The sequence below is a fragment of the Trichocoleus sp. FACHB-40 genome (genome assembly GCF_014695915.1).
Lineage (GTDB): Bacteria > Cyanobacteriota > Cyanobacteriia > Cyanobacteriales > FACHB-T130 > Funiculus > Funiculus sociatus.
On record NZ_JACJPF010000078.1, the window covers coordinates 54169 to 66747 of the forward strand.

Sequence of the window (12579 nt, forward strand, 5' to 3'; positions counted from 1 at the left end):
CTAGACATTAAAGCGGAACAGCATCACATCGCCTTCTTTGACAATATATTCTTTACCTTCACTGCGAACTAAGCCTTTTTCTTTCGCAGCATTCATCGAACCAGTGGCAACTAAATCTTGGTAGGCGACAGTCTCCGCCCGGATAAAACCGCGCTCAAAATCAGAGTGAATCACTCCTGCTGCTTGAGGTGCTGTCATTCCCGCTGTAATTGTCCAGGCGCGGCTTTCTTTGGGGCCAGTGGTAAAGTAGGTACGCAAGCCTAAAAGTTCGTAAGTGGCGCGAATTAGAGATTTCAATCCGCCTTCTTCAACGCCAAGAGATCCCAGAAATTCAGCTTTATCTTCTTCTGGTAATTCGACTAATTCCGCTTCCACTTGGGCAGAAACAATTACGACTTGGGCATTTTCTTGGGCCGCAATTTGCCGCACTTGCTCCACATATTCATTACCAGTGGCTAAGTCATCCTCAGACACATTTGCAGCATAAATAATTGGTTTGCCTGTGAGCAATCCTAATCCTTTGAGCGCTTCAGCTTCTTCTTCATTTAAGTCAGCCCGCCGCGCTGGTTTGCCCTCATTTAATAAAGCGCCCAATTTTTCTAAAGCAGCAAGTTCAATTTGTCCTTCTTTGCTGGTACGGGCAGCTTTGCGGGTGCGCTCAATTCGTCGCTCAACTTGGGATAAATCTGCTAAAGCTAACTCCAAATTGATGATGTCAATATCTCGCGCTGGGTCAACAGAGCCGGCAACGTGGATAATGTCATCATTCTCGAAACAGCGCACCACATGAACTATGGCATCAACTTCTCGAATGTGGGATAAAAATTGATTACCCAGTCCTTCCCCCTGACTAGCGCCTTTCACTAAACCAGCAATATCGACAAATTCAACTCGCGTCGGTACAATTTGCACCGAGCTGGAAATATTAGCCAGGGCGTTTAACCTTTCATCTGGCACAGAAACGACACCGACATTGGGTTCGATAGTGCAAAAAGGGAAATTGGCAGCTTCTGCCTTGGCGTTGGCAACCAGGGCGTTGAATAAGGTTGATTTTCCGACGTTGGGAAGTCCGACAATTCCGGCTCTTAGCATTTTGAATTTAATTTGACGATTAGCAGGGTAGAGACTGGGTGAAATTTTTTCAGACAGGTTCAGGAATCGTTTGAGGAATTGTCCCTGGAACAGTCTGAGGAATCGGCGCTGGCACTGGTTCTGGTACTGGCCCCGGAACAGGTTGGGGGATGGGTGCTGGCACTGGTTCTGGGGCTGGGCCCGGGATGGGTTCTGGTACTGGGGACGGGCTAGGAATGGGATCGGGGATTGGCGAGGGGATGGGATTACCTGGTTGGGGAATGGGGTTAGGGATAGGATTAATCATGCGATCGCCTCCAATTACTGAACCCTCTTAAAATAGGTAAAAACTAATAACATCACATCCCCCTGAGTAACTACATCGCCTGACCCTCCTGATTAAATATTAATCAAACAGCATCCAAATTCAATACTTTAGCAGGTATCGACGCATCAACATTAGGACTTGACGCTGGTTAAATTGTTAGCCAGAAAGGATATATCTTAAAGCCGCAGCCAACCAACTGCGGCAGAAATCACATCGATTAACAAGAAAGTTAGCGCATGGATTTTGTACCAGGGTCTCAAATCACCACGCCATTAGTGGATGCCATTCAGGAGTGCGCTACTAAGCATCATGCTCCCTTTTATACGCCGGGACACAAGCGGGGACAAGGCATTTCCCAGCCCTTGGCAGATTTATTAGGTTCAGCCGTGTTTCCCGCAGATTTGGCAGAATTGCCAGAATTAGATAATTTGTTTGCTCCAGAAGGCGTTATCCAAAAAGCCCAAGAACTGGCGGCGGCGGCATTTGGCGCAGAACGTACCTGGTTTTTGGTGAATGGTTCCACTTGTGGGGTGATGGCGGCAATTTTAGCCACCTGTAACCCTGGGGACAAGATTATCCTGCCTCGGAATATCCATCAATCGGCTATCCACGGCTTAATCGTTTCGGGTGCGATCCCAATTTTCCTGAATCCAGAATACGACCCAGATTCCGATATCGCTCACAGTATCACCCCTGCGGCAGTTGCAGCCGCCTTGAAGCAGCATCCAGACGCCAAAGCGGTGATGATGGTTTATCCGACTTATTATGGCGCTTGCGGGGATGTGAAAGCGATCGCGCAAGTGTCCCATCAGCACGGTATCCCCCTATTGGTAGACGAAGCCCACGGCGCTCATTTTGCCTTTCACCCAGAATTGCCCCCCGCAGCCTTATCAGCTGGGGCAGATTTAAGCGTTCAATCGACTCACAAGGTACTGGGGGCGCTAACTCAAGCATCCATGCTGCACGTTCAGGGAAACTTAGTAGATAGCGATCGCGTAAGCATGGCCTTACAGCTTTTGCAGTCTAGCAGCCCTAGCTATTTACTCCTAGCTTCCCTCGACGCGGCAAGGCAGCAAATGGCAATACACGGAAAACAGCTGATGGCGAGAACCTGGCAACTAGCTAATCAGGCAAAAACCAAAATTAGCCAGATTCCCGGATTATCGGTTCTAGAATCCGCAAATACCCCCGGTTTTGTTGCCTTAGATACAACGCGGTTGACTGTCAGCGTTTCTGGTTTAGGCGTGACTGGGTTTGAAGCTGATGAAATTCTCCATCACAAGCTAGGCGTTACCTCGGAGTTGGCATCCCTGCAACATCTGACCTTTATTATCAGTTTGGGGAACACCCAGGCAGATATAGACGGTTTGGTGTGCGCCCTGGAAACTTTAGCCGAGAAACACCCACAAACTACTGCCAACCCCTATCTGGACGTATTCACCCGATGGAAAGCAGAATACCTGCAAATTCATCCCTCATCCTTTATCATTCATCCTTACCTCTCCCCCCGCGAAGCCTTCTTCTCCCAAACAGAAACCCTTCCCCTAGAAAAGGCTGTAGAACGCATTAGTGCAGAAATAATCTGCCCGTATCCCCCTGGAATCCCCGTTTTAATGCCTGGGGAAGCGATCGCCCCCGCAGCTTTGGACTACCTGCAACAAATTGTTACTTTAGGTGGAAGCATTACAGGTTGTACTGATTCCAGTCTCAAAACACTAAAGGTTGTGCGAAAGTAGAGACGTTGAATGCAACATCTCGAAAGGTGTCTCTGAATTGTTCCTATGCCCTCTCCAATCTGGCCTTATGTTACTCCTGGTATTCCCGACGACCTGTTCGAGAGGTTGCCAGGGATACCCCTGAGTAAACGAGAGGTGCGGTTGCTTTTGTTGTCCCTCCTCAGACTTAAACAAGATTCTGTGTTGTGGGATATTGGTGCAGGCACCGGAACGATCCCAGTGGAAACTGGTTTGCTGTGTCCTAAAGGTAAAATTGTGGCTATAGAAAGAGATGAGGACGTGGCGAATTTGATTCGTCGCAACTGCGATCGCTTCGGAGTCCACAATGTGGAAATTATCGAAGGTAGCGCCCCAGAGTGTCTAAAAAATTTACCAGTTCCACCCCACCGGGTTTGCATTGAAGGCGGACAACCGATTAAAGACATCTTGAAAGTAGTCTGGCAATACTTGCAACCCGAAGGCAGAGTAGTTGCCACAGCTGCTAATCTAGAAAGCCTCTATGCCATCTCCGAAGGTTTCGCAGAGTTACAAGCCCGGAATATCGAGGTAGTTCAGTCGGCTGTTAACCGTCTGGAAACGCGAGGGGTTCATCAAACCTTTGCCGCAGTCGATCCAATTTTTATTCTCAGCGGGGAAAAGTTGGATTAAAGATTTTCAGGCGACTAATGGCAATATTCAAAGGCAAGTTAGGACTGAAGAATTATCGTTAAGATCCATAGCAGAAAGGATTAAATTTTTAGTCAGAACAAAGCGATCGCTTTCACAAAGATAAATAAGGGTAAGAATTGCCAGCACCAATCGCCCAAATCCGCTGCGGATAGGCTAAAGTGTGCAAAAGTAATTCTTAATCTTATTAAATTTCTATTAACCTCCTCGCTGGGGTCAAGAGAGAACGCACCTTATGCCTTGGTCTCGAATTTTTAGTGGAATAGTAGCGATCGCCTTGGCCCTCTCCATGCTGCTCTTTGGAGGATGGTTCTTTACAGCTGGTCTGTGTATCATCATTTATCTCGGTCAGTTAGAGTATTTTCAGTTAACGCGAGCCAAAGGCATTGCCCCAGCCGCCAAAACCACATTGGTAGTAAGTCAGGTTTTGTTACTCACAGCCGCACTTGCACCGGAGCTGACAGATGCCATGTTTTCCCTAGCAGGAACCTTAATTTGTTTTTACCTGCTATTTCAGCCCAAACTTGCCACAATTGCCGATATTTCTGCCTCAATTTTAGGTTTATTCTACGGCGGCTACCTGCCCAGCTACTGGGTGCGGCTGCGCGTTGGACTCGCCCCCGCCATCGCCAACGCCGAACCCTTCAATGGCTCCCTGAGTGCTGATTGGCACCAAATCAGCACTCTCCCCCTAGGCTTGACAGCAACGCTACTGGCATTTGGCTGCATTTGGGCAGCTGATATTGGTGCTTACATCTTCGGCAAGTTCTTTGGTCGCACCCGCCTCTCCGACATTAGCCCGAAAAAAACTGTCGAAGGTGCTGTTTTTGGAGTAATCGGCAGCGTAGCAGTGGCGGTAGCTGGGTCTTGGTATCTTGAGTGGCCCGTTTGGCAGCTGAGTGGTTTCGCCTTGGGGCTGCTGATTGGTATTGCCAGTCTACTAGGAGACTTAACTGAGTCGATGATGAAGCGAGATGCTGGCGTAAAGGACTCCGGGCAACTAATTCCCGGTCACGGCGGCATTTTAGATCGGGCCGATAGTTACGTTTTCACCGCGCCTTTGGTTTACTATTTCGTCACCCTGCTGTTACCTGTGCTGGAGAAGTAGGGGACTGGGGACTGGGGACTGGGGACTAGGAACTAGGGACTAGGGACTAGGGACTAGGGACTAGGGACTAGGGACTAGGGACTGGGTAAGATTCTTGCCAATTCCCCATCCCCAATTCCCAATCCCCAATTCCCAATCCCCAATCCCCAATCCCCAATCCCCAATCCCCAATCCCCAATCCCCAATTAAGGAATTACAGTAATGCCGCCGCGACAAACCAGGCGACCTTGACTCAAAGTTAATTCCTGAATATCGACTTCTTTGCCCAAATCTATTTTGAATCCTTCCTCAGCTTGCACCAATTTTTCCTGGATCTCGATACAAGGGTTAACCAGTAACAGTTCATGGGGACTGGCTAACTGGAGATCGGTACGAAGCACGAAAGGCTTGGTGTAATTAGTAGCGTCTGTAAGGGTACCACTGAGAATCAGACACTCAGGCTCAATAGTAATTTGTTGCCAATTGATTTGCTGGTCTTCTAAGATATCAGCTGGGTGCATATGAAAAGCCGCCAAGAGCAGAGTCCCCAGTAAATCATTTAAAGCCGTGGCTAATAAGGGTGCATCAAGAGAAGCTTTCAGGTCTGCTTGTTCTAACAAAAGCTCACCAGAAACTGGGATTGGTTCGAGAAGGCGCAAGGGCTTTCCTTTGAGAACTTGACCCAGATTGATGCGAATGTTTTCTCCGACTAGGTGAATTTGAGACAGATGCAGCCCTTGATAGATGGCACGGCTGGCAGAGATCGCTACTTTGGGAATATAACCAGAGAGGATTTGGCGATCGCCCCCGGAAATTTTGACGCTCAGATCACCAATCGCAGATACTTGCGATCGCAACCACACCCGGCAAGCCGGGGACAACACAGAGCTAATAATCCGGCTTTGCTGCTTAGTAATCAATGGCATTCTTCCTGTAATATTTGTACATAGTATAGCCAGTGGTCGATTTTAGATTGAAGAAAAGGCGATTTATTCTAAATCCCAGATCCAAAATCCAAAATAGTCTACCGGGGCATCGCCTCGGCTGGCTTTACCCTAAACCCTTACCCAGTCAGTGCATAAATCTTACCTATGGCCGAAAGGCTACAAAAAATTCTTTCCCAAAGGGGTATTGCCTCACGCCGCCAAGCAGAGAAAATGATTGTCGAAGGGCGCGTGCGGCTTAATGGTACTGTGGTTCATCTGGGGCAAACAGCGAATCCAGAACAAGACCGCATCGAAGTAGATGGCATTATAGTTCCCCCCAGTCGTCCTGGGATGCTGTATTTTCTACTTTACAAACCCGCCGGGGTCGTTTCTACTTGCCGCGATCCCCAAAATCGTCGCACCGTTCTCGATTTATTGCCTCTGCACCTGCGAGAAGGTAAAGGTCTACACCCTGTAGGACGCTTAGATGCTGAGTCTACAGGAGCATTGCTGCTCACCAATGACGGTGAAATGACGCTGCGTTTGACCCATCCTCGCTATCACCTGCCGAAAACATATCAGGTTTGGATTCAGGGTCATCCTCCAGAGAGCGTACTTGACAAGTGGCGTCAGGGTGTTATTCTGTCTGGGCAAAAGACTTTACCTGCACCTGTTCGGGTACTGGAAAAGCGGGATTCTCAAACCCTGCTGGAAGTCGTTCTGACAGAGGGGAGAAACCGCCAGATTAGACGTATTGCCGAGCAACTAGGCTATCCTGTCATCCATCTCCATCGGATCGCGATAGGTCCGATTCATTTAGAACGGAAAGGAAAGTCAATGTTCCCTGGTACTTATCGTCTTTTAGAAGATTTTGAAATTACTTTTCTCAGAAACCAAGTCAACTTAACATCAATAGAAGTGCCAGCAGACATCAAGGAGCGCCGTGTATGAAGGAGAATCCACTCAATGTTCAGCAGCAACAAGTCGAGAAGCTGAAAGAGCTTGGGTCTCACCTCCGCCAGTTCCGCCAGGAGCAGTCGCTTTCCCTAGAGGAGGTTGGGGAAAAGACCCGGATTCAGGTTCGTCTGCTGAGGGCAATTGAAGAAAGTCATTGGGCAATATTGCCAGAACCTGTCTATATTAAGGGGTTTATCAAGCGGTATGCTGAGGCGCTGGGAATGAACGGTGCCGAATTCTCCCGCGACTTCCCCACAGGGCCTGTTTTCCAGTTCATTAAGCCTACCTGGCAGCGTTTGCCATCAGCTCAGCTGCGACCGATTCATCTTTACTTGCTGTATGTGTTTTTGGTAATTGGCGCGGTGAATGGCTTGTCCTACTTCGTAAATCGTTCTGCCTTAGAAGTGAGTAGTAATAGCGAATCCTTCCGGCGTTCAATAGAGCAGCAGGGAGGAGTTGACAAAGTAGTCCAGATAAATTCGCCAGAACAAAAGTCAGGGCCGCTGATCCCCGCTGTCTTGAGCAGTTCCAGTCAAAACGGTAAGCCAGTACGTGTTGGTGTTACCGTAAAATCCGATTCTTGGATTCGGGTGGTAGTAGATGGCAAGACGCAGTTTGAAGGAACGCTCCCCCAAGGTACTCAGCGCACTTGGGTGGCGGAGGAAAAATTAATTGTCAGAGCAGGAAATGCGGGTGCTGTCCTCATCGCTGTTAACGATGAAAAGGCAAAGAAACTGGGAGATCCCGGTAAAGTTCGGGAAGTAACCTTTGCCGCCAATTCCAAGTCTTGAGATTTGGAGTTTTGAGTTTATTTAAAACTCAAAGCTCCAAAGCCAGACCAACTCGTGCTTAATAAAACTCGTCAGTCTTTAATAGGAGCGCGACCAAAAAGTTCAGTAAGCGATTTCAAGCGATCGCTTACTTCATTATTCACCGCCTCTGACCGATACTGCCACCCCCAATTTCCCTCAGCTTTACTGGGAAAATTCATTCTGGCATCGTTGCCCAATCCCAAAATATCCTGAAAGGGAATAATCGCCTGATTTGCCACAGAACTCATCGCTAGCCGGATGAAATCCCAGTGGATGCCTTCGGGACTAATGCAACCTAAATAACGCAGCACCCTCTCCCTTTCATAATCTGACAATTGATAGAACCAACCCACCGTAGTGTCATTGTCGTGGGTGCCAGTATAAACTAAGCAGTTGCGCGGATAGTTAAATGGCAAAAAGCCATTGCCTGCATCAGAACCAAAGGCAAACTGCAAAATTTTCATCCCCGGAAATTCAAATTTGTCTCGCAGCGCCTCTACCTCTTCTGTAATCACACCCAAATCCTCAGCAAGAATGGGTAGCTTGCCTAACTTCTCATTAAGAACTTCAAAGAAAGCATCTCCAGGCGCTTCAATCCACTCCCCATTCAGGGCAGTTTCTTCACCCGCCTTCACCGCCCAATAAGCTTGAAACCCCCGGAAGTGGTCAATCCGAATGATGTCCACATAATCCAGCAACGACTCAAAGCGCTGCACCCACCATTTAAAGTTTTGCTTCTCCAATTGCTCCCAGTTATACACTGGGTTGCCCCACAACTGACCTGTCGCGCTGAAGTAATCCGGCGGGACACCTGCCATTAGCGCCGCTTCCCCCGTTTCTTCATCCAAGCAAAAGATTTCTGAATGCGACCAAACATCGGCGCTATCGTGAGCTACATAAATCGGGATATCGCCAATAATATCAATACCGCGCAGGTTGGCATAGTTCTTCAGTTCAGACCACTGGCGGAAAAACTCAAACTGCAAGTATTTGTGGTAAAAAATCTCATTGTTTAGCCGCTGCCGCCACTGCTCCAAAGCTTCAGGTTGACGTTTGGCAATTTCCGGCTCCCAAGTATACCAGCTGGATTGCTCGTGTGCCTCGCGAAGCGCCATAAATAAAGCGTAGTCATCGAGCCAATTAGCCTTAGTCTCGCAAAAACCCGCAAATTCCCTTTGCTGAAGCGGGGAAGCTTTGGCTTTAAAGTTTTCGCAGGCTTTGGCAAGCAAAGGCATCTTGGTGGCGATCGCTTTTTCAAAATCTACATTATCTAGGGGAAATTCTGGCAATCCGGCAAAGTCGTCGTCAGTTAGTAAACCAGCGTCGCGCAGCTTTTCTGGACTAATCAGCAGCGGATTTCCCGCCAACGCTGAATAGCACATATATGGAGAATTACCATATCCAGTTGGGCCTAGTGGTAAAACCTGCCAAAATTGCTGGTAACTCTCCACCAAAAAATCCATAAAACGATAAGCTTCTAAGCCTAAATCGCCAATGCCAAATCGACTGGGAAGGGAGGTGGGGTGCAGCAAAATGCCACTTGATCTGGGAAACGGCATAAATAACCTGATGGAGAGTACGCAAACGTTTTGACATTATCACGGTAGGTCAGCGTTTGAAACCCATCCGTAGGCAGGATTACAGATAAATAGTTTACGGGATGGGCAATTTTTTTTTCCCAGTGCCTTGACTTACCCTAGGGGTATCCCGCCTGTCATCATCAAACAGGTGCAAAATGTAGGCAATTCATTTTTGGGGCAAAATATCAACATGACTCACCGCAATCCTTCTCCAACTGTAGATATCATTATTGAGCTGGTTGACCGACCGCATCGCCCGATTATATTGATTTTGCGCCAAAATCCTCCTTATGGATGGGCAATTCCGGGCGGCTTTATTGATTACGGAGAATCTGCTGAAGCGGCGGCGCGGCGAGAAGCGTCAGAAGAGGTTTCCTTAAAGGTGGAGTTAGTTGAACAATTCCACGTGTATTCCGATCCCAATCGTGATCCGCGTCAGCACACGATGAGCGTTGTCTTTATTGCTACGGCGACGGGCGAACCTAAAGCGGCTGATGATGCTAAGGCGGTGGGGATTTTTGAATCTTGGCGGATTCCGACGGAACTTTGTTTCGATCACGACAAAATTCTGCGCGAATATTGGCGTTATCGCCATTATGGAATACGACCGGGTTTGTCTTAGTGCCACTCCACCCCCAACCCCGTCCGGGGTAAGGAGACAAACAGACGGATTTGGTATATGCGATCGCTCGAAAATCCGAATCTGGGGATGCAACCCCAGACGTGTTTTGCTGTAACGTTAAACTTTAAGCAGAAGGAATATTTTCTAAATTGGCCCCTAGTAGGTATGCAACTCCACCCCACATCAGACCTCGCCGCTACCCTATTGAGGAGGCGATCGCGATTAGCTGAGCTAATTGATTTTCCGGTAATTCTCTGGTCTGGGCGCAGTAGTTCCCGCAATTATCCGGCAAATACTTTCCCGTTTCGCGCCAGCAGTCATTTTCTCTATTTTGCTGGGCTACCCCTGGAAAATGCCGCAATTCGTCTGGAAGCCGGGAAATTGGAACTTTTCATGGATGATGCTTCGTCAGATAGCGCCCTCTGGCATGGGGAAGTGCCTAAACGTGAGGAAATCGCTAAAGCTATAGGGGCAGATGGAGTTTTCGCGATCGCACAATTGAAGTCACGCTCGACTGGTGCTGCTACTATCTCTGTGCAGGATGCTGCTACCCAACAAGCACAATCTCATTTACTTAACCGCGCACTAGCACCAGCAAAATCATCTCAGGGCATTGATCTTGAGTTGGCACGAGCAATTATCAAACTGCGCCTGAATCACGACGCTGGCGCAATTTCCGAGTTGCGAGAGGCTGCTGCTGTGACTGTGGAAGCTCACAAAGCTGGGATGATGGCTACACCCAAAGCCAAAATTGAGGCAGGGGTGCGGGCGGCGATGGAGGCTGCGATCATCTCCCACAATATGACCTGCTCTTACCCCAGTATTGTCACTGTTCACGGGGAAGTTTTACACAATGAGCAGTATCACCACTCGCTGCAACCGGGAGATTTGCTGCTGGCGGATGTGGGTGCTGAGACATCAATGGGTTGGGCTGCTGATGTGACCCGCACTTGGCCTGTTTCTGGTAAATTTTCTTCTACCCAAAAAGATATTTACAATGTGGTGCTGGCGGCTCACGATGCTTGCATTGCCAAGATTCGCCCAGGTGTAGAGTATCTGGATATTCATCTACTTGCTGCAACTGTAATTGCCCAAGGTTTGGTGGATTTGGGCATTTTACGAGGTAAGGCTGAAGATTTGGTGGAAATGGATGCTCACGCGCTGTTTTTCCCCCACGGAATCGGTCATCTGGTGGGTTTGGATGTCCACGATATGGAAGATTTGGGGGATTTGGCGGGGTATGAGGAGCAAAGAGTTAGAAGCGATCGCTTTGGCTTGGGCTATCTGCGTCTAAATCGCCCCTTGAGTGCTGGAATGTTAGTCACAATCGAGCCGGGATTCTATCAAGTTCCGGCAATTTTGAACGATATAGAAATGCGTTCAAAATATCAAGATGTGGTGGATTGGGATCGCCTTTCTCAGTTTGCGGACGTGCGGGGAATTCGCATTGAAGATGATGTTTTAATTACCGAATCATGCAGCGAAGTCTTAACAGCAGCTTTGCCAACAAATGTAGATACAATTGAGGAGCTAGTTAAACAAGAATCACGCTTAGGGGTGGAGAGGCGGCAGCAAATAAATGTGATTTCAAATAATAGTATTCCTGCTTTTATTAAGCGTTGTCGCTCAGTTTTTGAAGAAGTCCGCCCCCAACTGATTAAAGATTATGCCGGCTGGTTTGTTGCTATTGAATCAGATAGCGGCGAATATTTTCTGGATGAAGATCATAAACTCGCCAAACAAAAGGCACTGGCGAAATATCCGGATGGGATGATTTGCACTTTACAACTGGTTGAAGGCGTTTAAGAGTTGGAAAGTTGTTAGAACCTGACAAGGTTTTAATAACTTTCCGTAACAATGGACAACTTTACTCAAGTTTAGATTTATGAAGATTAAATGCTGTTGACAGCTTAGGAGTGCGATCGCGATCACCATAAATTTCATATTTATTTTAAGGTGGCAACGGCTCTTGTGCTGGTAATATTGCCCTAATCATACAAAATTTGTAAATGACTGAGCAACCTCCTTCATTGCCACTAGGGTGTATTATTCGACCAGCCCGTGAAAGCGAAAAATGGTTAATTCAGAAATTATTACTTCAATTCACTACATCTGAAGCATTAGCATTTGACTTAAGAATTATACTTTTAAATTTCCTGATTCTGCTTCTGCTCGGTTTCTTTTTTATTATAAATATCAAGCTATGGATTTTACTTAAATACTTTATTTTAATCAAATTTATTTTAGAAGCAACAATTATTTTCCTTTTTATTTCCCTAGTTGTATTAACCTTTGGGATTATTTTGTTTTTGTTATCTATTTTTACCTATGCCTTAGTAAATTGGTCGCGTTTCTGGGTAATTGAATGCAATGGAACCTTAGTAGCCTGTGGGGAATTACACTCCTCCACTACACACTCAATGCTTTATTACCTGTTTGTTACACCAGTCTGGCGCAGTCAGCAATTGGGTTCTTGTTTAGTGAAGCGTCTTGTTCAGGAAGCTGTCCAACCCCTTTATTTAGTATGTAAACCTAAATTGGTGCAATTTTATTCCCAACTCGGCTTCGTAATAGTTCCTTGGCATGAGTTATCATCGCCGCTTCAGGCAAGTTTTAACATTTTCAAAATCGACAGCAAGCTGGCTAGAATTTCTTGGACGGTCATGCGGTATCAAAGTTAGAAATAGAATAATTGTCGTAGCGTGTCTATACCAAAATAGAGGTTAAAAAAGCTGGAATCGCTTTATTTCCCCGAAACGGCTTCAGAATCAACATAATATTTTAGGTTAAATGC

11 protein-coding genes and 1 pseudogene are annotated in these 12579 nt (G+C 47.2%); 8 read left to right on the forward strand and 4 right to left on the reverse strand.

Annotated features, from left to right (window positions below; genetic code table 11):
* Complete coding sequence (ychF, locus tag H6F63_RS18410) at positions 1–1092, reverse strand: redox-regulated ATPase YchF (protein ID WP_190638967.1); 1092 nt, start codon at positions 1090–1092, stop codon at positions 1–3.
* A gap of 49 nt (positions 1093–1141) precedes the next feature.
* Positions 1142–1378 (reverse strand): hypothetical protein, encoded by a 237-nt coding sequence (locus H6F63_RS18415; RefSeq protein WP_190444166.1) that lies wholly within the window; start codon positions 1376–1378, stop codon positions 1142–1144.
* A gap of 257 nt (positions 1379–1635) precedes the next feature.
* Between H6F63_RS18415 and H6F63_RS18420 the strand changes: the two genes are divergently transcribed.
* The 3 genes from H6F63_RS18420 (at position 1636) to H6F63_RS18430 (ending at position 4909) form a co-directional block, all read left to right on the forward strand.
* Positions 1636–3135 carry an aminotransferase class I/II-fold pyridoxal phosphate-dependent enzyme gene (locus tag H6F63_RS18420; RefSeq protein WP_190638968.1) on the forward strand — a complete coding sequence of 500 codons (1500 nt, stop codon included), beginning with the start codon at positions 1636–1638 and terminating at the stop codon, positions 3133–3135.
* 45 nt (positions 3136–3180) lie between these two features.
* Entirely contained in the window at positions 3181–3783 is a 603-nt protein-coding gene (gene cbiT / locus H6F63_RS18425; RefSeq protein ID WP_190444164.1) for a precorrin-6Y C5,15-methyltransferase subunit CbiT, read from the forward strand.
* Between the two features lie 253 nt (positions 3784–4036).
* Positions 4037–4909: a phosphatidate cytidylyltransferase gene (locus H6F63_RS18430; protein WP_190638969.1), complete on the forward strand. Its 873-nt coding sequence runs from the start codon at positions 4037–4039 to the stop codon at positions 4907–4909.
* A 185-nt stretch (positions 4910–5094) separates the two neighbouring features.
* On the opposite strand, the gene H6F63_RS18435 is transcribed toward H6F63_RS18430, so the two are convergent.
* Positions 5095–5814: a DUF2993 domain-containing protein gene (locus H6F63_RS18435; protein WP_190638970.1), complete on the reverse strand. Its 720-nt coding sequence runs from the start codon at positions 5812–5814 to the stop codon at positions 5095–5097.
* A gap of 165 nt (positions 5815–5979) precedes the next feature.
* Here H6F63_RS18435 and H6F63_RS18440 point away from each other — a divergent pair, with 165 nt between their 5' ends.
* A complete protein-coding gene (locus tag H6F63_RS18440) occupies positions 5980–6765 on the forward strand; it encodes a pseudouridine synthase (protein ID WP_190638971.1) in 786 nt (261 codons plus the stop codon).
* Entirely contained in the window at positions 6762–7562 is an 801-nt protein-coding gene (locus H6F63_RS18445) for a RodZ domain-containing protein (RefSeq protein ID WP_190638972.1), read from the forward strand. Before H6F63_RS18440 ends, H6F63_RS18445 begins: the two co-directional genes overlap by 4 nt.
* 71 nt (positions 7563–7633) lie before the next feature.
* Here the strand turns inward: H6F63_RS18445 and malQ are convergent, their stop codons facing one another.
* Positions 7634–9142 carry a 4-alpha-glucanotransferase gene (malQ, locus tag H6F63_RS18450; protein WP_190638973.1) on the reverse strand — a complete coding sequence of 503 codons (1509 nt, stop codon included), beginning with the start codon at positions 9140–9142 and terminating at the stop codon, positions 7634–7636.
* Between the two features lie 211 nt (positions 9143–9353).
* Between malQ and H6F63_RS18455 the strand changes: the two genes are divergently transcribed.
* The 3 genes and pseudogenes from H6F63_RS18455 to H6F63_RS18465 all read left to right on the forward strand — a co-directional run bounded on the left by H6F63_RS18455 (position 9354) and on the right by H6F63_RS18465 (position 12466).
* Positions 9354–9785 carry an NUDIX hydrolase gene (locus tag H6F63_RS18455; RefSeq protein WP_190638995.1) on the forward strand — a complete coding sequence of 144 codons (432 nt, stop codon included), beginning with the start codon at positions 9354–9356 and terminating at the stop codon, positions 9783–9785.
* 165 nt (positions 9786–9950) lie between these two features.
* A pseudogene (locus tag H6F63_RS18460) lies at positions 9951–11321 on the forward strand (aminopeptidase P family protein); the annotation flags it as partial.
* A 473-nt stretch (positions 11322–11794) separates the two neighbouring features.
* The gene (locus H6F63_RS18465) at positions 11795–12466 is read left to right on the forward strand and encodes a GNAT family N-acetyltransferase (RefSeq protein ID WP_190638974.1); all 672 of its coding nucleotides are present in this window, start codon (positions 11795–11797) and stop codon (positions 12464–12466) included.
* Positions 12467–12579 lie beyond the last annotated feature (113 nt).